Source organism: Arthrobacter gyeryongensis, from assembly GCF_039543785.1.
Taxonomy (GTDB): Bacteria; Actinomycetota; Actinomycetes; order Actinomycetales; family Micrococcaceae; genus Arthrobacter; species Arthrobacter gyeryongensis.
Map to the genome: position 1 here is coordinate 17,353 of NZ_BAABKK010000031.1, position 19,492 is coordinate 36,844.

19 protein-coding genes and 1 pseudogene are annotated in these 19,492 nt (G+C 63.9%); 14 read left to right on the top strand and 6 right to left on the bottom strand.

Annotation, left to right across the window (positions count from 1 at the left end; translation table 11 throughout):
• Positions 1-29 precede the first annotated feature (29 nt).
• The 6 genes from ABEA18_RS20455 to ABEA18_RS20480 all read left to right on the top strand — a co-directional run bounded on the left by ABEA18_RS20455 (position 30) and on the right by ABEA18_RS20480 (position 7,589).
• Positions 30-1,547, top strand: a complete 1,518-nt coding sequence (locus ABEA18_RS20455; RefSeq protein WP_345452259.1) for an aldehyde dehydrogenase family protein — start codon at positions 30-32, stop codon at positions 1,545-1,547.
• Positions 1,548-1,575: 28 nt separating this feature from the next.
• Complete coding sequence (locus ABEA18_RS20460; protein WP_345452261.1) at positions 1,576-2,790, top strand: glycoside hydrolase family 88 protein; 1,215 nt, start codon at positions 1,576-1,578, stop codon at positions 2,788-2,790.
• A 5-nt stretch (positions 2,791-2,795) separates the two neighbouring features.
• Entirely contained in the window at positions 2,796-4,433 is a 1,638-nt protein-coding gene (locus ABEA18_RS20465; RefSeq protein ID WP_345452263.1) for a GMC oxidoreductase, read from the top strand.
• Entirely contained in the window at positions 4,423-5,871 is a 1,449-nt protein-coding gene (locus ABEA18_RS20470; RefSeq protein WP_345452265.1) for an MFS transporter, read from the top strand. Before ABEA18_RS20465 ends, ABEA18_RS20470 begins: the two co-directional genes overlap by 11 nt.
• 74 nt (positions 5,872-5,945) lie before the next feature.
• Positions 5,946-6,968 carry a LacI family DNA-binding transcriptional regulator gene (locus tag ABEA18_RS20475; protein ID WP_345452267.1) on the top strand — a complete coding sequence of 341 codons (1,023 nt, stop codon included), beginning with the start codon at positions 5,946-5,948 and terminating at the stop codon, positions 6,966-6,968.
• 60 nt (positions 6,969-7,028) lie between these two features.
• Positions 7,029-7,589: a heme-degrading domain-containing protein gene (locus tag ABEA18_RS20480; RefSeq protein WP_345452269.1), complete on the top strand. Its 561-nt coding sequence runs from the start codon at positions 7,029-7,031 to the stop codon at positions 7,587-7,589.
• 66 nt (positions 7,590-7,655) lie between these two features.
• Here ABEA18_RS20480 and ABEA18_RS20485 read toward each other — a convergent pair whose 3' ends face one another.
• A complete protein-coding gene (locus ABEA18_RS20485) occupies positions 7,656-7,778 on the bottom strand; it encodes a hypothetical protein (protein ID WP_345452271.1) in 123 nt (40 codons plus the stop codon).
• Between the two features lie 399 nt (positions 7,779-8,177).
• Positions 8,178-8,465, bottom strand: coding sequence for an alpha/beta fold hydrolase (locus tag ABEA18_RS20490; protein ID WP_345452273.1), 288 nt, complete (start codon positions 8,463-8,465; stop codon positions 8,178-8,180).
• Positions 8,466-8,917: 452 nt separating this feature from the next.
• On the opposite strand from ABEA18_RS20490, the gene ABEA18_RS20495 reads away from it, so the two are divergent.
• The 6 genes and pseudogenes from ABEA18_RS20495 (at position 8,918) to ABEA18_RS20520 (ending at position 13,203) form a co-directional block, all read left to right on the top strand.
• Complete coding sequence (locus tag ABEA18_RS20495) at positions 8,918-9,673, top strand: HAD family hydrolase (RefSeq protein WP_345452275.1); 756 nt, start codon at positions 8,918-8,920, stop codon at positions 9,671-9,673.
• Between the two features lie 208 nt (positions 9,674-9,881).
• Positions 9,882-10,841 carry an ATP synthase subunit B family protein gene (locus ABEA18_RS20500; RefSeq protein WP_345452277.1) on the top strand — a complete coding sequence of 320 codons (960 nt, stop codon included), beginning with the start codon at positions 9,882-9,884 and terminating at the stop codon, positions 10,839-10,841.
• Entirely contained in the window at positions 10,838-11,263 is a 426-nt protein-coding gene (locus tag ABEA18_RS20505) for a phage holin family protein (protein WP_345452279.1), read from the top strand. Before ABEA18_RS20500 ends, ABEA18_RS20505 begins: the two co-directional genes overlap by 4 nt.
• A complete protein-coding gene (locus ABEA18_RS20510; protein ID WP_345452281.1) occupies positions 11,260-11,835 on the top strand; it encodes a DUF3618 domain-containing protein in 576 nt (191 codons plus the stop codon). Before ABEA18_RS20505 ends, ABEA18_RS20510 begins: the two co-directional genes overlap by 4 nt.
• A 90-nt stretch (positions 11,836-11,925) precedes the next feature.
• Positions 11,926-12,766, top strand: a pseudogene (locus ABEA18_RS20515) (YihY/virulence factor BrkB family protein).
• Between the two features lie 47 nt (positions 12,767-12,813).
• Positions 12,814-13,203 carry a lipopolysaccharide assembly protein LapA domain-containing protein gene (locus tag ABEA18_RS20520; RefSeq protein ID WP_345452283.1) on the top strand — a complete coding sequence of 130 codons (390 nt, stop codon included), beginning with the start codon at positions 12,814-12,816 and terminating at the stop codon, positions 13,201-13,203.
• 254 nt (positions 13,204-13,457) lie between these two features.
• On the opposite strand, the gene ABEA18_RS20525 is transcribed toward ABEA18_RS20520, so the two are convergent.
• Both ABEA18_RS20525 and ABEA18_RS20530 read right to left on the bottom strand, forming a co-directional pair.
• Positions 13,458-14,825 (bottom strand): MFS transporter, encoded by a 1,368-nt coding sequence (locus ABEA18_RS20525; protein ID WP_345452285.1) that lies wholly within the window; start codon positions 14,823-14,825, stop codon positions 13,458-13,460.
• A gap of 122 nt (positions 14,826-14,947) precedes the next feature.
• Positions 14,948-15,883 carry a dihydrodipicolinate synthase family protein gene (locus ABEA18_RS20530; protein ID WP_345452286.1) on the bottom strand — a complete coding sequence of 312 codons (936 nt, stop codon included), beginning with the start codon at positions 15,881-15,883 and terminating at the stop codon, positions 14,948-14,950.
• A gap of 162 nt (positions 15,884-16,045) precedes the next feature.
• On the opposite strand from ABEA18_RS20530, the gene ABEA18_RS20535 reads away from it, so the two are divergent.
• Positions 16,046-17,068 (top strand): LacI family DNA-binding transcriptional regulator, encoded by a 1,023-nt coding sequence (locus ABEA18_RS20535; RefSeq protein ID WP_345452288.1) that lies wholly within the window; start codon positions 16,046-16,048, stop codon positions 17,066-17,068.
• A gap of 190 nt (positions 17,069-17,258) precedes the next feature.
• Here ABEA18_RS20535 and ABEA18_RS20540 read toward each other — a convergent pair whose 3' ends face one another.
• Together ABEA18_RS20540 and ABEA18_RS20545 are read right to left on the bottom strand one after the other, a co-directional pair.
• Positions 17,259-17,882, bottom strand: coding sequence for an NADPH-dependent F420 reductase (locus ABEA18_RS20540; RefSeq protein WP_345452290.1), 624 nt, complete (start codon positions 17,880-17,882; stop codon positions 17,259-17,261).
• Between the two features lie 115 nt (positions 17,883-17,997).
• Positions 17,998-18,732 carry an SDR family NAD(P)-dependent oxidoreductase gene (locus ABEA18_RS20545; RefSeq protein ID WP_345452292.1) on the bottom strand — a complete coding sequence of 245 codons (735 nt, stop codon included), beginning with the start codon at positions 18,730-18,732 and terminating at the stop codon, positions 17,998-18,000.
• 125 nt (positions 18,733-18,857) lie between these two features.
• Between ABEA18_RS20545 and ABEA18_RS20550 the strand changes: the two genes are divergently transcribed.
• Positions 18,858-19,457: a TetR/AcrR family transcriptional regulator gene (locus ABEA18_RS20550; RefSeq protein ID WP_345452294.1), complete on the top strand. Its 600-nt coding sequence runs from the start codon at positions 18,858-18,860 to the stop codon at positions 19,455-19,457.
• Positions 19,458-19,492 lie beyond the last annotated feature (35 nt).

The following is a 19,492-nucleotide window of genomic DNA, read 5'->3' on the forward strand; positions in this document are numbered from 1 at the left end:
CCACACAACATCTTCTAAGGACACCCGAAATGGAAACAAGGAACTACACGCTCGACGACGTCGAGCCCACCTACCGGCCGATGATCATCGACGGTGAAGACGTCCAGGCCCGCAGCGGCGAGACCTTCACCCGGCTGAGCCCCGCACACGAGGTCGAGGTGACCTCATTCCCCCAAGGCGGAAAGGACGACGTCGACCGTGCCGTTCTCGCCGCACGAAAGGCGCTGGAGGGCGGCTGGCGGAAGTCCAGCGGATCCGAGCGCTCCAAGCTGCTGCTGAAAGTCGCCGACCTTGTCCGCCGCGACGCGGAAGAACTGGCATTGGCTGAAACACTCGAAACCGGCAAGCCCATCACCCAGTCCCGCAACGAAGTCGCCGGCACCGCCGAGTTGTGGGAATACGCCGCCAGCCTGGCCAGGAACACCCAGGGCGACGCCCACAACGCCCTGGGGCCTGACACCCTGGCGCTTGTGGTCCACGAACCGATTGGCGTCGTCGGGATGATCACGCCGTGGAACTTCCCGCTCCTCATCATCAGCCAGAAGCTCCCGTTCGCCCTCGCCGCCGGAAACACCGCGGTCATCAAGCCGAGCGAAAGCACCTCCGCCACCACCGTGATGCTGGGCCGCCTCATCCGCGAAGCCGGCTTCCCCGCAGGCGTCGTGAACATCGTCACCGGCGACCGTGTGGTCGGTTCGGCCATCGCTGAACACCCCGGCATCGACATGGTCAGCTTCACGGGCTCAACAGGTGTCGGCAAGAACATCGCCGCCACGGCCGGCCGGGACCTGAAGAAGGTCGAACTCGAACTGGGCGGGAAGAACCCGCAAATCATCACGCCCAACGCCGACTTCACGGCCGCAGTGGACGCGGGCGTGTTCGGCGGGTACTTCAACGTGGGCCAGTGCTGCAACTCCGGCAGCCGCCTCATTGTGCACCGATCAATTGCCGACGAGTTCGCCGCCGCCGTCGTCGAACGGGCACAGCACATGCGCGTGGGCGATCCGCTCAAGTCCGACACGCTGGTAGGTTCGCTCGTCAACGACACCCAACTCGCCGTCGTCGAACGCTATGTGGCCGAGGGCCGCGCAGCCGGGGCCCACCTGCTCACCGGCGGCGGCCGCCTCGACACCGGCCTGGACGGCCGTTTCTACCAGCCCACCGTCTTCACGGACGTCACGGCACAGATGTCCATCGCCACCGATGAGATCTTCGGCCCTGTCCTTTCCGTACTCCCCTACGACACGCTCGAGGAAGCGATTGGCATCGCGAACTCCACGTCGTTCGGGCTGTCAGCCGGGATCTGGAGCAACGACATCAACGAGGCCCTCACGGCTGCCCGCGACCTGCGCGCAGGGACCGTCTGGGTCAACCGCTGGATGGACGGCTACCCCGAAGTGCCGTTCGGCGGTTACGGCCAGAGCGGTATCGGCCGTGAGCTTGGCCGCCAGGCCCTCGCAGAATTCAGCGAACTCAAGACCATCCAGTTGCAGGTCGGCACCCGGCACACCCGGTGGGTCGACGCCCCCGACGCGCCCCGCGCCTGACCCCCGGAACCCTCCAAAGGAAACGAACATGACTGCCACCACAACCACCGCACCGGCGCACGCATCCGCTGTGCTGCCCGCCATCCTGCCTCTCACGCTCCCGACAGGCTACGAAGTCCCGTCGGGCTTCGCCGAAGCCGCCTCCAAAGCCTGGAAAACCGCCTCAGCCAAACTGACCGGACTCATCACCGCGCACCCTGACCGGTTTCCGCTGTATACCGAGGAAGGCAAATGGGTCGTCGATGGCGAAGCCTGGACCAACTGGTGCGAGGGCTTCCTCGGCGGCCAGCTCTGGATGCTCTCCCGCCGCGCCGACGAGGCAGACCGGCCACGCTTCCGCGCCGCCGCCGAGCACTACTCCGAACTCATCGAAGAACGAAAGAGCGATGACACCGTCCACGACCTCGGATTCCTGTTCTGGTCCACGTACCGTCGCTGGTTCGAAGCAACCGGTGACACCACCAAGCGCGACGTTGTGGTCGAGGCCGGTCGCACCACCGCAAGCCGCTACCGCGAAGCCGGAAAGTACATGCCCAGCTTCCGCCAGCCTGACAGCTTGTTCATCGACATCATGATGAACATCCATATGGCCCTCTACGCCGCCCAGCAAACCGGGGACCAGGACATGGCCCGCAAAGCCGTGGACCACTGCCTTACCACCCGGCGCTTCCTGATGCGCGGCGACGGTTCCGCTTCCCACGAAGGAATGTTCGACGTCGAAACCGGCGCGTTCCTGAAGCAGACCACCCAACAGGGCTACGCCGACGACGGCTCCTGGGCACGCGGGCAGGCCTGGGCCCTCTACGGTTTCGGCACCGTTTACCGCTTCACGGGCGACCGCCGCTTCCTCGAAACCGCCATCGCGGCAGCTGACTTCTACATCGAAAAGACCGGCGACCGTCTCGTGCCGCCGAACGACTGGGAAGAACCCAACCCCGTCCGCCTGTACGAGACCTCCGCTGCGGCCGCGGCGGCCGGCGGTTTCTGGCAGCTCGCAGGCCTCGTCCAGGACCGCACCAAAGCCGGAATCTATGCCGACTACGCAGTGAACATCCTGCAACGCCTGAGCGAGGACGACTTCCTGGCCAGTCCGGACGAGGGCTGGGAAGGCGTGCTCAAGCACGGCAGCTACCACGAAGGCAAGGACCTGGGCGTCGACGAATCCGTCATGTGGGGCGACTACTGGTTCCTGGACACCATGGACCAGATCCAGCAGTACGCCGAGGCACGGCAAGGCCGGTAAGCACCATGTCCTGGAAAACCATCGACGAGTCACCTCGTCCGGAGACGCCGGCAGAACCGGCGTACCCGGACGAGGTGATCCATACCGACATCGCCATCATCGGATCCGGCATGGGCGGCGGCACCATGGCCTACGCCCTGAAGGACTCCGGTGCCAAGGTCCTGCTGATCGAACGTGGCCACCGCCTGCCAGCTGAGCCGCAAAACTCCGATCTGGACGAGGTCTATCTCAAGGGCCGGTACAAGAACGCGGAGTCCTGGTTCAATGGCCGCACCGGCGAATCCTTCAAACCCGGCGTCTACTACTGGGTCGGAGGCAACACGAAGGTCTACGGCGCCTGCCTGCCCAGGTTCCGTGCCAGCGACTTCGAGGAAACACGGCATGCAGATGGGATATCGCCGGCGTGGCCTTTCAACTACGCGGACCTTGAACCGTATTACACCCGGGCCGAAAAGCTCTTCAAGGTCCGGGGCCAGATCGGCGAAGATCCCACCGAACCGGTTCACTCCGAGGGCTACCCCTATCCTGCGCTGGACCACGAACCCGCCATCCAGGGCCTGGCGGATTCCCTGCGGAGCCAAGGGCTCCATCCCTTCAGGATGGCCAACGGGCTCGACGCCGACACTCCGGAGAAGCGTGCTTTGTGCGCCACGAGCGACGGCGCGCCGAATGAAGCGGGACTGAAGTCCGACGCCGAGAAAGTCGCCATCGACCCCGCAGTGGAAGCCGGCGTCGCGCTGATGACAGACACCAAAGTCACCCGGCTGGTTCTCGGGGCCGACGGACGCACGATTGTCGCCGCCCTGGCAGAACGCAACGACCAAGTCATCCGCATCGAGGCTGCCAGGTTCATACTCGCTGCCGGGGCAGTCAACTCCGCGGCCTTGCTGTTGGGTTCCGCGACCACTGAACATCCGCGAGGACTGGCCAATTCCTCAGGGCTTGTGGGCAGGAACTACATGGTCCACAACAGCACCTTCTTCATCGGAATCAATCCATTCAAGGTCAACCGGACCCTCTGGCAGAAGACCCTCGGTCTCAACGATTGGTATGAGGCCGGCCCTACCACCCCCTATCCGCTGGGCAACCTGCAGATGCTCGGCAAGCTGCGGGCGAGCATGCTGAAAATGGCCCGCACCTGGGCGCCCACCCCGATCCTGAAGGCGATATCGGACCGCAGCATCGACATCTACCTCACCACCGAAGACCTGCCGCGGCGAAGCAACGGCATCAGCATCGTCAACGGCAAAATCCACGTCTGGTGGGAGCCGAACAACCTCGAGCCGCATGCAGAGCTGGTAAGGCGCGTCCGCCGGGCCGTCCGCAAAGCCGGATATCCCGCGGCCTTAACCCAACGCATGGGCATCGAGACCAACTCCCACCAATGCGGCACGGCCGTCGCCGGCGACGACCCCCGCACGAGTGTCCTCACCCCTGACTGCCGGGCACACGATCTGGAGAACCTCTGGATCGTCGACAGTTCCTTCTTCCCCTCCTCGGCAGCCCTCAACCCGGCCTTGACCATCGCAGCCAACGCACTTCGCGTCGCAGACACCATCCTCAAGGACCTCAGTCCCCGAACAGGTTCCGTTCATCAACCACATCCCACCCCACAGTTAGGTGCACTCCGTCGTGAGCCTTAGTCCCCCAACAACCCACCCGCAGGCGGTAGCCGCCAGAATTTCGACCCGGGACCTCGCCAGGGCAGCCTGGGCGAGCTCCCTCGGCAGCGCCCTGGAATACTACGACTTCGCCCTGTACAGCCTGGCCTCCGCCCTGGTGTTCAGCCCGCTGTTCTTCCCCGGAAACAACCCCGCGACCGGCCTGGTCCTTAGCTTCGGCACCTACTTTCTGGGCTTTGCCATCAGGCCTCTCGGCGGCATCATCTTCGGCCGCCTCGGCGACCGGCTCGGGCGAAAGTTCGTGCTGCTTACCACCGTCCTCCTCATGGGAGGAGCCAGCACGCTCATCGGCGTCCTGCCCACCTACAACGGCTCGGCCGCCGACTGGTACGGAACGGGCGCCGGAATCCTGGCGCCGATCCTGCTCATCGTGTTGCGCCTGATGCAGGGCCTGGGAGCCGGAGCTGAAATGGCCGGGGCATCCATCCTGATGACCGAATACGCTCCCGCACGCCGACGCGGTTTCGTCGCTTCCCTGCCCTTCCTGGGCGTCCAAATGGGCACCGTCGCCGCGGCGCTGGTGTACTTCCTGCTGTTGAACACCAACCAGGCCATCAAGATCACCGACACGTGGCTGTGGCGGGTACCGTTCCTCGCCAGCGTCGTGATCCTCGGCGTCGCTATCTACATCCGGCTGCGCCTCAAGGAATCCCCCACCTTCGCCAAGCTGGAACGGCACGAGCAGGTCACCGAAAGGCCCCTCAGGACCCTCATCAACCGCTCGGGGAAGACCGTCCTGCTGGGAATCGGACTGCGCATGGCCGAAAACGGCGGCTCGTCCATCTACCAGGCACTTGCGATTGCGTACGTTTCCAGTGCCGCGATCGGCATGAAGGGACCCATCGGGGCACTCTCGCTCGTCTTCGCCGCCGCGGTGGGCGCCGCCGTCGTGCCCCTCGCCGGCTGGCTGACCGACAAATACGGCCGCGTCCGCACCTACCGCGCCTTCGCCATCTTCCAACTGATCGCAGCCTTTCCCATCTGGTACGCGCTCAGCTTCGGCGACACCGTGCTGACCATCTTCGTGGTCTCCATCGGACTCGGTGTTGGCACATGGGGAATGTTCGGCGCGCAAAGCGCCCTCATGTGCGAACTCTTCGGCTCCCGGCAGCGATATTTGGGAGTGTCGGTCGCCCGGGAAGGATCCGCGGTCATCGCCGGCGGCATCGCTCCCCTGATTGGCGCCTGGCTGATGTCGCTCGCGGTCACCGCCGAAGGCGGGAGCGCGGTCCATGGTGCCGGGACCGGAGCCTGGCTCCCCATCGCGGGATACCTGGCACTCCTGACGGCCATCACCGTTGCAGCCACCTTCGCAGTCCCCGAAACCAAAGGGCGAAGCCTGGAAGACCCCAGGGACGCAATCCACGAGGAGCACGCCGCGCAGCTACAAGGTTCCTAGACCGCGGATTGGTAAGGTCGATAGGCGGGCAGCACCGCTATCCCGCCTATCGACCTCACCGGCAGGAACCTGGAATGACCCCGCGCATCACCCTCGAAGACGTCAGCAAAGCAGCTGGAGTCTCAAAGTCGACCGCGTCACTCGTTGTTCGGGGCAGCTCCCGTATCCCGGAAAGCACGGCCGCCAAAGTGCGCGACGCCATGGATCAACTCGGCTATGTCTACAACCGCTCGGCCGCGAACCTGAGGCAAAGCCGGTCCATGACCATCGGATTGGTCGTCACCGAGATCATCAATCCCTATTTCGCCGAACTGGCAATGGCCGTCGACGAGATCACCCACGATGCCGGGTACACGATCTTCATCGGCTACAGCCGTGACCTTGCCGACCGTCAGCACGAAATCATTGCGTCCATGATCGAACGGCAGGTCGATGGGCTCCTGCTGCTCCCGGCCCCGGACACCGACCCCCAAAAGCTCGCCAAACAGGTCAACGCGGCAGGTGTCCCGCTCGCACTGCTCGCCCGGCGATTCCCTGGATTTGACTACGTCGGCAGCAACAACGTCAAGGGCGCCACACTACTCGGGGAGCACCTGGCCGCTTTGGGTTGCAGAAGCGTCGCCTTCCTCGGGGGCCGCAGCGCTTCTTCCCTCACGGAACGGGAAGAAGGACTCCGCAAGTCGCTGGAACCAAACGGTTGCGAAGTATGGAGTTCGGATGAATTGCGCAGCCCCATCACTCCCGAGGGTGGCTCGGACGCCGTCAGCCGGCTCTTCGACTTGGGCAGGCTACCGGACGCGATCATTGCGTACAACGACATCGTCGCCCAAGGAATCTACGATGAAATGCGCAGGCGTGGCCTCGAACCCGGCCGCGACATCGCCGTCGCATCCTTCGATGACACACGCATCGCCGCCGGCCAAGTCCCTCCCCTGACGTCCGTCGCGGGATTCCCGCAACAGGTCGGCGCGAAAGGCGCCGAGATGCTCATGACCCGCCTTGCTGACGGCAACGCGGACATCCCCACCCAGCTGGCCCTCATCCAGCCCCAGCTCAAGATCCGGTCCTCAACCGCAACCTGGCGTACCCGCACCTAGGCACACCGAGTTATTGCTGAGGACTGCAGCTCGCTCCACCCGAGAGGAACAAAACCACTCATGGTCCACCACGCAATCCCTGGCTCCGAGCCGGAATTCGACCCGGACTCTCACGACGAACAACCCGAAGCCGCGCTGCACTCACTGATCGAACGCCTCGAAAACGAGGTCAGCGCCCTTCATCTGAACAGCTTCAACCAGGCTGACGCCCTGGCCCTGGGTCTATTGCTCGTGGAGCTCGCTACCAAGCGGAACCTCCCGGTCGCCATCGACATCCGCCGAAACGAACACGTCCTCTTCCACGTCTCCCTCCCCGGGGCGACTCCCGACAACGAGCTTTGGGTTCAGAGGAAGAGCAGAACGACTGAGCGGTACGCAGAACCATCACTGCTCGTTGGACTCAAAGGCCGGCTCGGCGGAGGCAGACTGGAAGACAACGGATGGTTCGATGAAGCGCGCTACGCCTCCCACGGCGGAGCATTCCCGATATTCGTCGAAGGCACCGGGCACGTCGCCACCGCAACAGTCTCTGGACTCCCGCAAAAGGCCGACCACGACCTCGTCGTCGAAGCACTGACCACATGGCGTCAATCAATAACGGTGGATTCAGGGTTGGCCTGACACTCCGGGCAGCGTGCCTTATTCAAAATGCGAGGTGGCCATTTTTGCGGTTCTCCCTTTCCAGTGTCACCAGGAGCGGCGGTCGGCGTAGCTCAGCGAGTCGGCGGCATCGAGGACCTCGAGCGATGTCATGCGTGCGGCGTTCGCGACGTCTTTGATAGGGGCTCCGCCCGTGACGGCCCTGGCCACCGCAGCCTGCAGTTCGGGCGCGGAATGCTCGGGTCGAAGTCCGCCGACATAGTAAAAGCAGCGGCCTCTTCCACTGCCCGGAGAGGATCAGTAGTCATGGCCTGGACTCGTTGACTTGCATTGGGTCTCCTCCGGAACGCGCGCCTGTAGAAAGCACTGCCGGGGTCCGGGGCAACAAATCCAATCCTAGGGGCACCGCGCGTCCCTGAAAAGGCCGCGGCCGGGAATATCCTCGATTAATAAATGTGCTTACTATGTCCCTAAGCGTGACTTTGGCGCTACGGCCCCTCGCACCAGACCTGGGGCGCCGGTTCTGCCTTCGATCCCCACTTCATGTAAGCAAGTCGAGCAGATGGCAGACGAAGGCGCGCGTGGTGCCACCGAGCCCCGCGTGTAGATTCAAACGCGGGAGATTGCGAGTATTCCAGCCGCCATCCGCACGGGCGCCCCGTGCTGGACGACGTGCGGTTTGCCGGGTATCTCAAGGAAACGCCCCTCCGGAACGATCGCGGCCAGTCTTTGGCACCCTATCGCTGCCAGCGTCCCGGCTATGACTTCGGCGCACTCGGCGACGGTAATCTGCCGGTCGGGTTTGGGGGTCCCGCCGAAACCGGGCAGATCGATAGCGTGAGTGTCCCCGTGCCCGGCCAAGACCGCTTGAAGCCTGCGGTGGTAGCGGTGGGACATTCCGATGCCGTGCAGCAGTACGAAAACCGGCCTCACCGAGCTGGGGGGCCGTCAGGGAGTACACATGCGACGTCCGGGAGCCCGTGGAGACGATCCGGACCGTCATTTTCGGCCTGGGACCGGCCAGGCGGCGGCCGTTGGATACGGGCTTTACACTTGGGCCTTGCGCCCGGACACTTTCATGCTCCACTGGATCTCCTTACGGCAACGGGTTCCTTGCCGGCGCCTTGCTATCCCTGGGTGGAGCGGGCCGCCGGGGCGCACTCGATCCTGACCGGCATGTCCGCGTCAACGGATTTCACTTCACCGTCGATCGCATTTGCAGTAAGTATACTTACCATATCCTGCCGCCCTAGGGGCTGGTGGGGCGGGCGCGGACCGTCGGCCCATGGTTGCCTCACCCGGAATCGCGTCCTGGCCGGGGCCTGCCAGCCAGAGAAAGGTTGCCGTTCATGAAGGACCAAACGAAGAGCGCGAAAGACGTCGGAGTCCTGTTCGATGTTGACGGAACCTTGGTTGACTCCACCTATTTCCACACAATGGCGTGGTGGCAGGCCTTCCGGCAACAGGGCCTGGAGGTGCCTATGGCCTCAATCCACCGCCACATTGGCATGGGTGGGGACAAACTGCTTGAGCGCCTACTCCCTGCGAACGCCGATCGAGAGACCCGCGTTACCGTCGAGCGCGCTCACGGCGCAATATTCTCGACATTTTGGCCGGCGATCCGACCCTTCGAATCGGCAAGGACGCTCCTGCGGGCGTGCGCGGAATCCGGTTTGGCCGTGGCGCTGGCTTCCTCGGCACATGAGCGCGATCTTCGGGTGCTCCGAAGCGTTCTCGATGCCGAACCCTGGATCGACTGCGCGACGAGTTCGGCCGACGTTGCTGAGAGCAAGCCTTCCCCCGACATTCTCCTGGCCGCACTTGAGAAGCTGCACTTAGAGGCGGCGGATGTGGCATTTGTCGGCGACTCCGTCTGGGACGTCAAGGCTGCCTCCCGGCTCGGCATCGAAACTATCGGGCTCACATGCGGAGGAACCAGCGCAGCCGAGCTTTTCGAGGCAGGAGCGGTCGAAGTCTATTCAGGACCAAGAGCGCTCCTCCAGCGTCTGGACGCCAGCTCCATTGGAAAACTTGCGCACCGAAACGATGGCGCGGAACCCAGCGGAGCCGGCCCAGGCACGCCCACGGACGATGCGTCGCGATAGTCGCTGCAGGAAGCATCGCCGATCGCCCTCCCCAACCCTCGACCGCGAACGCCCCGTAGGCCGGGGCCAATCCCCGGTTCGGTTCGTGGACCTCTCCGGCCATTCGTGGACAGGGGGTTACGCTCAGATGGTAAGCATGCTTACTATCTTAACTGCCAGTATTTCTGGTTCTTGATCCGCAGCAGACCTTCTTGGAAAGAGAGCGAAGATGACAGAGAACCAATGGGACGGGAACTACACGCCCCCGCCGGCCACCGCGCAACGAGCGGATGCGCAAATTCACCCGCCGCATACCCAGAACAGCGGCATGCCGACGACGGAAACCATCAAGGACGAAGCAGGGAACGTGGCCAAGCAGGCCGAGGACTCTGCGAAGAACGTCGTCGAAACCGCGAAATCCGAAATCGCGAACGTTGCCTCTGAAGTGAACTCAAGCGCAAGGGATCTGCTGGAGCAGGCCAGGCTGGACCTCACGGACCAAGCCGGAAAGCAGCAGCAAAAAGTCGCCGAAGGCCTTCGGTCCATCTCGGAGGAACTGCAATCCATGGCCAGCGCCTCGGAGCAACCCGGCGTTGCAACGGATTTGGTGCGGCAAGCCGCCGAACGGTCTTCATCCGTGGCGACCTGGCTGGAGGACCGGGATCCGGGCTCCCTGCTGGATGAAGTGAAGACCTTCGCGCGACAACGTCCTGGCACGTTTCTCCTCTTGGCCGCCGGGGCAGGCGTCCTGGCCGGCCGCCTGAGCCGCGGACTGGGCGCAAGCGCTGACGGCTCCTCACAAGGAACGGCCACCGGACGTGCCCCCGCCCAACCCGTCCAACCCACCGGCGACGAAGCCAAACCTTTCGTCCCCGGGCCAGGGATGACAGTGACCCCTCCCCGGGTCCAGCTCCCCGGCCCAACGGCCACGACTGCTGGATACTCGAACCCCGGCACCCTCCCGGGGAACGGGACCGTTGCGCCCACCGGCGCGCATGCCACCCTGCCTCAACCCGCACCGGTCAGCGAGCCGGAAGCCGATCCCTGGCCTAACGGCGGGATAAGCGAGGATCCACTCACCCGTGACCGTTCGCATCGTCTCGGTCCTCCTGCTCCCTTGGCGGGAAACGACGAGATCGACGGCGCAAGCAGGCCCGGCGTCGACCCCGCCAGCGGTGAGTCGCGATGACCGAGAGCCAAATCCCGCCGACGCCTGCGCACGCCAAAGCGGAATCGACATCGCTGGGAGACCTTCTGGGCGAAGTCACGCGGGATATTTCCACGCTGATGCGCCAGGAAGTAGAGCTGGCCAAGGCTGAACTGAAGCAGTCCACGGCGCAGGCAGGCAAAGGCGCCGGAATGCTGGCAGGCGCCGGCGTTGCCGGACATTTCGTGCTCCTATTCCTCTCCCTCGCCCTTTGGTACGCACTGGGCGAGCTGATGGGCTTGGGCTGGTCCGCCGTCGTCGTGGCTGTCCTGTGGGCGATCGCGGCGGCTGTCCTGGCGTCGATTGGCCGCAAGGAACTCAAAGCCGTCAAAGGCATGCCCCAGACGGCGGCAACAATCCAGGAAATCCCAGAAACACTCAAACCACGCGAGGAGCAACGATGAGTGAAAATCCGGATGATATCCGTTCCGAGATCGAGGAAACCCGCCGGCGCCTTGGCACCAACGTTGACGCAATGGCCGATAAGGTGACGCCGTCACACGTGGTCCGACGCCAAACCGAGAAAGTCAAAGATGCCGTCTTCGGCGTGAAGGAGAACGTCATGGGTACCGCTGATGAGCTGGCAGACGGCGGCCGATCAGCAATCGACGACGTCGGTGCGGCCATAGGTGACGCGCCCCACCGCCTCGCCGGCAAAACGCAAGGCAATCCGCTGGCTGCCGGGTTGATTGCCTTCGGGGCCGGGCTGCTGGTGGCTTCCCTGATCCCGGCAAGTGAGAAGGAAAAGGAGGCATCCGCGGCCCTGAAGGAAGCGGCCGAACCCCTGACCACCGAACTTGCCGCCGCGGCTCAGGACGTCGCCCGGGATCTCCAGGAACCAGCCCAGGAAGCGCTGGACAACCTGAAGTCCGCTTCGACTGAGGCAGTCGAAAACGTCAAGGAAGAATCCCAGACCGCTGTCTCAGACGTAACGGACAGCACCACAGCGGCCAGGGACAGGATCCAGCCCGCCTGATCCACACGGATCCACACGGAGGCGTGCTATCCGGCCAATACGGCATAAAGGACAGCGCGCCTCCAGCCCGCTTTGGAATGAGGGACATCCATGACGACGAACAGCCCCGCCGAAAGAAGCAAGGCCAAGGCAGCAACAGCCCCGGATGCCGATGATGCCAGAAAACCGGACAGGCCCACGGACATCGCCAAGCCAACCTGGACCTACATAACCAAGAGGACTTTCCGGGAGTTCGGCAAGGACCAGTGCCCGGACGCCGCCGCAGGGCTGACCTACTACGCGGTCCTTTCCCTTCCCATTGAAGAGCTCACCACCTCGACATCGGCCGGTTTCGCCCTGGTACTCGGTCTCATCGCCGCCCTGTGGTCCGCGTCCGGATATGTCGGAGCCTTCAGCAGGGCCATGAACCGCGTCTACGAAGTGGACGAAGGGCGCGGATTCATCAAACTCCGGGCAACCATGCTCGGAGTCACCGTGTTCGCGGTGATGCTCGTGGCCCCCTAATGTGAAGCAGCCGCGGTTCCGTTGGATGAGCATCGGCTCCTTCATCGCTTTGCTGGCATTCATCCTCGCATCGCTGGGCTTTGGCTTCTACGTGGCAAACTTCAGCAACTACAACAAGACCTACGGTGCAATAGGCGGCGTCATCGTGATGCTCCTGTGGTTATGGATATTGAACATGTCCCTCCTGTTCGGCGCAGAGTTCGACGCCGAAATGGAACGCGGGCGGGAACTGCAGGCAGGAATCGACGCCGAAGAAACCATCCAGCTCCCACCCCGCGGAACCAAGCGCAGCGAGAAACTAGAGAAACACGAAGAAGAAATCGTCGACGGCGAGAGGCTTAGCGCCCAGCACACCCGGGTGCGGACTGACCCGTCCCGGGACCGGGCAAAGACTCAATCGCACGACATATCTCCTGGAGCCGGCTAGGCGATGCTTGATAAGCAGGCAAAAAATCGACAAAAGGATGACCAATCATGACCTCGAACCAAGCGATACCCGAGAGACCCGATCCGCAGCCCGGCGGTCCCCCATTCTCTGGATCCACCTCACCGCCAGCCGGCGCGCCGCAGGGCGCTTCCGCTGCCCCAAAGCCGAGAACCACCCGTGCCGGCGTCGTTTGGGCCGCAGTCGTCGTGGGTTTGCTCGCGCTGATATTGCTGATCATCTTCATCCTGCAGAACCAGCAGCCGGTCAACGTCTTTTTCCTCGGACTGGCTGTCACGGTCCCTCTGGGCATGGCGTTGTTCATCGCCGCTGTCGCCGGAGGCGTCCTCGTAGCCGCGGCCGGTGCAGCACGGATCATTCAGCTCCGGTCCGACGCCCGCAAAATACGAAAGACGCGCAACAAGCCGAATCCAGAGTGAGTCGCAACTAGGTAGCTCGTCCTGCGTTGGCCTGTTGACAGGGCATTCCGCTGATTGAGACCGGGCCATCGGGGCGATCATTCACCTGTGGCCGGACGACAAAACGTCCGTTATCGCGGGTCATCCGCCAGGATACCCAGGATAATGCGCAGTCCCCACGGTCCCTTACGAGACGTTTGTTCCGTTGTTCACGGTGGAGCGCGAACAACGGAACAAACGAGTGCCTGGGTTTTCCTTTCTCCTACTTGTTGCCGCTATTCGAGGTCGGCGATGGTGCGGCCCGTGCGGTCGGGCGTGAGGACGGAGAAGAGCACGCCTGCCACGGGGCCGATGATGCCGAGTGCGAGGGCGAACGGGACGGTGCCGGCGAGGGTGAGTGCGAAGAGGGGGAAGACTCCGGCGCCAAGGCCACGTCCTACGTAGTAGCTGGCGCTGGATCCGGTGGAGCGGATGCGGGTGGGGAAGAATTCGGACATCCAGACACCGAGTACGCCGAATCCTCCGGCGCCGCCGGCGCACATCATGAGTGCCCAGAACGCGGGTGCTGTCCAGAACGCGCCGGTGATGTGTGCGTGTCCCGAGGTGAGCAGGGACAGGAACCAGACGAAGCCGACTGTTCCGAACACACAGGCTGCCGTGAATGCGTACTTGCGGCGGATGCGGTCGGAGATGAAACCGGTGGTCGAGTAGGTGATGATCGTGGAGACGTAGCCGAGAAGCACGATCAGGCTCGCGGTGTCCAGGGGCAGTTGCTGGGTCTTGAGCAAGTAGGTGGACAGGTAGGCCCCCACCGAGTTGGTGGTCAGGAACATCGCCGTCGAAAGGATCATGAACAGGACGGTCCCATAAGCGAAACGCGGGCGGAAGATGTCGATGACCGGAACTTTAGAGCGGTGCAGTTCCGGCGGGAGCGTGCCGTTCCTGCGGTGTTCCTGATAGGCGAGCCATTGCTTGGATTCGGGCAGCAGCTTCAGTGATGCTGCCCCGATCACGAGGCTGATCAGGCCGATCGCGATGTATCCGGCCCGCCAGCCCAGGTCGTGGCCCAGGGTGGACAGGAACAGGTAAATGAGGCCTGCCGTGAGGATTTCGCCGACGAAGTACATGGACTGGATGATGCCGCCCATGGTGCCGCGCTTTTTGGTCTGCCAGCATTCGGTAAACATCGAGAATGAAAGCCCGAAGAGGCCACCCATGCCGATGCCGGCGAGCACCCGGGTCAGAAGGAAGATTTCATAGTTGGTGGCCAGCCCGCCGAGGGTAGCGGCGACGCCGAATGCCAGGACGGAGATGGCGAAGGTGCGGCGCCGGCCGAGGGTGTCCCCGAGGGTGCCGAAAACGAATCCGCCCAAGATGGAGGCGAAGCCTTGCACCGTGGCGACCGTGATCAGGGCGATGGTGGAGACGTGCAGGCTGTCGGAGATGTACGCGAGCGGGAAACCGATCAGGTTCAGCTCGGCACCGTCGAACAGGGTTCCCAGCAGGGCGAAGGCCAGGATGAACCGGATTTCCCTGCGGGTGTAGAACGTGGACGTGCCGCCCGAGGGTGCGGCACCTGCTGCGGAGGCCGCCTGCGCCGGGTGGTCCTTGAGGGCGGGGGCGGTCTTGTTCAGCTCGCGCATTTGCGAGTCCTCCTTCTCCAGCTGCGGTGCTGGGGGTCGTCGTTGACCAAGATTGGAGAGAGTGAAACTTGGGGGGAAGGATGGCGGGCGCTTGGGCCCGCCATCCTTGGGATCGGGGAGGATCAGGCGGGAACGGTGACGCTGCCCAGGCTGGCGGACTTCAGGGCCCGTGCGATTTCATCGCCGGCGCCTTCGGCCAGGGGAAGCAGCGGGGGCCGGACGGTAGCGTGCTCAAGGATGCCGCGGGCGACGAGGCCTTCCTTGAGGGCGACGGTGCCTTCCATGTGGGACCCGCGGTGGTAGACGTTCTTGGTCACCGGCAGGAGGCGGTCGTGAATGGCGCGCGCCGCGGCGTAGTCCTTGGCCTTGCCGGCTGCGATTAGCTCCACGAGCGGCTCGGGGGCGAGTCCGCCGTAGCCGACCAGTGCGCCGTCGACGTCGAACATCGTGTGCAGCAGGTACTCGTCATGGCAGGTCAGGATCTGCAGCTCCGGGTAGGTAGCACGGAGAACGGGGATTTCGGTGTCCCAGCGCTTCATGTTCCGCACGCCGTTCTTGGTGGCGAACACCCCTTCCTGGCCGGCGATCTCCAGCTGGGTCTCAAGATCGTAGGTGGCCTTCGTGGCGTCCGGGTACTGGAAGAGAATGAGCGGCAGCCCGGACGTTTCGTAGATTTCCTTGTAGCGGGTCTGCGGTGCGCCCTTTTGGTATCCGAAGCGCAGCCAGCCGTGCGAGGGGTAGACGAGACCGGCAGATGCTCCGGCTTCGACCGCGCGCTTGGCTTCAAGGGCGGCAACCATGTTGCCCTCCCCCGTGATGCCGGCGATGATCGGGATTTCGCCATTGACGGCGTTCTTGAATTCCCGGATAACAAGGGCCTGCTCCTCCTGGGTGAGGAAGGTCCCTTCGCCTGCGTGGCCGAGGACCACCAGGCCTTTGACGCCCTCGACGCCGGCGAGCCAGCCACCCAGGCGGTGGATCGCGTCGACGTCGACGCTGCCGTCCCGGTTGAACGGGGTTACAGGTGCGGGAACGAGCCCGCGAAGATCGATGGTCATGAGAGCTTCCTCTGTTTTCTTGATCGTAGTCCCGCTACAATGTGAGAACGTTTGCGGGAACGTTTTCATTGTGTGGTGTGGTCCTGCTCACTGTCAAGGCCCTGCCAATCACAAGGAGGAAATAGAGTGTCTTCTAGGACAATCCCGAACAGGAGTATTCACATGGAACCGGCTGCATCAGGCGCAAGCGTCACATTGCGGGACGTTGCCGCGGCCAGTGGCGTGAGTCTTTCCACCGCCAGCCGTGCCCTTGACGAGCGAGGGCCGGTATCGCGCTCGGCGGCGGCCCAGCACGTACGGAAGATTGCCGAGGAACTCGGCTACCGCCGGAACTCCTTCGCATCAAGCCTGCGCCGCGGGGAGACCCGGACGCTAGGGGTGCTCGTGCCGCGCCTGAGCGACACCGTCATGGCACTGATGTTCGAGGAACTGGAACGCGCGGCGTCGGATCGCGGCTACTTTGCCATGGTCGCCACCAGCGGCGATGATCCCGAAGACGAACGCCGCGCCGCCGAAACCCTGCTGGACCGCAACGTCGACGGGCTGATCCTGGCAACAGCCCGGCTCGACGACGACCTGCCCCGCCTGCTGCGCAAACGCGGCGTCACGCACGCCCTGGTCCTGCGCACCGACGGCGTGAGCCCCTCCGCAATCGGCGACGACGAAGTAGGCGGATACCTCGCCGTCCGGCACCTCCTCGATCTGGGACACCGCCACATCGCGGTGGTGACCGGACCCTCCTTCACCTCCAGCGGCGTCGGGCGTCTCGCAGGCGCACGCCGGGCATTCGACGAAGCCGGCATCAACCCTCGCCAGGAATGGTTGATCGCGGCCGGCTACGGAATAGAGAACGGATTCACGGCCGGAGAGGCGCTGCTAGGCGGAGGCTCCGGGAAACGACCGACGGCCGTGTTCGCGGCCAACGACAACATAGCGCTGGGCATCATCGCTGCAGCGCACCGCTTCGGGATCACCGTCGGGAAGGAGCTGGCGCTCGTCGGATACAACGACACTCCCCTTTCGGCCAGGCTCTCCACCCCGCTGTCGTCGGTCCGGGTGCCCCTAGCCCAGATCGCCGGCACCGCCATCGATCTCATCGTCAACCCGGGCAAGGAACCCCACATCCGGAAATCCATGCCCACCCTTATCCCCAGAGAATCCAGCGGCGCCCCAAGACGCGCGTGAATGAAGAAACAAGAACACAGACCTACCGCCCTGCGCATACGAAAGGGGCACCCGCACCAACGGCCACCAACAAAAGCGGCGACGAAAGGGCCCATAAAGAAGCTGATTTGCGCACAGCCAGAGGGCCAAAGACCCCCTGACCTGCGGAAACCGGGCCGAACTCTTCGGGCTCGGCCCGGGGCCCAGGGGCTCAGCCGGTGAATTCGTTGGCACCGAGAGCGAAGTCCCAGTGGCCGACCCCGCTGCCGGCAAGGCCGACCGTGACCACACCCATTCCTTCTAGCCAGTGCGCCATTTTCAGGCCGCCGACGTCCAAGGGGCGTAGCCCGAGGCTCCCGATGAATGCCGCCACATCCGCCTTGGCGTGCGCATTGTCGCCTGCGATGAAGACGTCGGGCCGGCCCTTCTCCAGGACATTGCGGAAGACGGTATTGAATGCCTTCACCACGCTCGCCCCGGCCGGGGCCACCTTGGCGACTTCCTGCGCGATCGAGGTCTCCTCGCTGTGGGCCAGTCCGTCGAACGTGGCGTTGAAGGGGTTGCTGATGTCCACGATGACCTTGCGTGCGAGGGCGTCTCCGTACTCAAAGACGACCGGAAGGACTCCGTCGTACAACAGGGCCGTGATCACAATGTCCCCGGCGGGGACGGCGCCCCACTTGCCTGTCGTCGCACCGCCGCCCAGAGCCTTGGCCAAGCCATCGGCCTTGGACTGATCGCGTCCCATAACCTCGACGGTATTGCCGCCCGCCACCGCGAGCGTGCCGATGGTACGGGCCATGTTCCCCGTACCGATTAGTGTGATGCTGCTCATGAGGTGTGCTCTTTTCTTGTTCTCGAGTTGTCGATCTGTCTCATTCGTGCGCGTTCGAGGTCTGTAGTGGCGACGGGGTTGTTGAGGGGGTATGCCGCGGCATTCCTGGCGTGGTTCAGATCACTGTGGTGCCGCCGTCGACCACCAGCTCCATGCCATTGACGTAGCTCGAGTCATCGGAAGCGAGGAACAACGCGACCGACGCGATCTCTTCAGGGTGGCCCATCTCTCGCCGTGGGATCACGGATTCGAACTGCCCCTTCATCTGCGCGTCCATCACCTCCAGCATCATCGGCGTGGCGACCTGGCCCGGGGTCAGCACGTTCACGCGGATCTTCCTGTCCCTCAGTTCGGACACCCACACCCGTGCGTAGGCGGGCAGCACGGCCTTGCTCGCTGCGTACACACTCCAATCGGGGTAGCCCCGGAGGGACGCGTTTGACCCGGTCATGAAGATCGAGCCTCCGTCGTTGAACAGCGGCAGCGCCTTCTGGACCGTGAAGAGCGTGCCGCGCGCGTTCAGCGAGAAGGCGGCATCGAACTGCTCCTCGGTGATCTCGCCGAGTCTGCCCTGCTCTCCCGTCCCGGCACTTGCCCACAGCACGTCGATCGTGCCCTTTTCCTGCTTGACCATCTCGAACAAACGGTCCAGATCATCGAGGTCGGCCGAATCGCCCTGCACGCCGGTCACGTTCCGGCCGATCAGCTTGACGGCTTCGTCCAGCGCGTCCTTCCGCCGGCCCGAAATGAAGACGTGGGCCCCTTCGTCAACGAACAACTTCGCACCGGCCAGCGCCATCCCACTAGTCGCGCCTGTGATCACTGCAACCTTGCCATCGAGCTTTCCCATGATTACTCCATTCATGTGACTTGCCGATGTTATGTACACCGATCTGCGTACTTAACGTATCAACCGGTCGCGTGGGGCGCAAGCTATGCACACAGATCGGTACCCGATTGGGCTAAGCTGGGTGTATGACACAGTTGGAAAAGGGGCCGCGAGGCCTGCGAAGCGGCCGGGGCGCACGAGAGCGCATCCTCAGCACCTCACAACAACTGTTCCGAGACCAAGGCATCAACTGCACCGGCGTGGACCAGCTCTGCGCGGTGGCTCAGGTGTCCAAGCGGACGCTCTACCAGCACTTCGCCGGCAAGGACGAGTTGATCGCCGAGTACCTACGCCGATTCGATCCGGACATCCTGCCCGAAGTCTTCGACCGCACAGACCTCACACCCCGCGAACGGCTCCTCGCCGTCTTCGATATCCACTCGCCCTTGTGCCCGTTCATCGCGGCGGCCGTCGAGATCCCCGACCCGGGTCACCCGGCACGCGTACTCGCCAGTGACTACAAGAGGGCATTTGCCGGACGGCTCACCGAAACGGCCCGCGAGGCCGGCGCCACCAACCCCGAGCGGCTCGGCGAGCAACTGGCGCTGCTCCTGGACGGCGCCTCGGCCCGCAGCCGGGTCCTCAACACCGACACCTTCGCCACCGCCGCCGCCATCGCCGTCGCGCTCGTTGACAACGCCGTCCCCGCAGCATCGGCACCGGCCGCCGCTCCGCTCAGGAACTGACCAGCCTGCAACGCCGCCCAGAACCTGGGAAATCG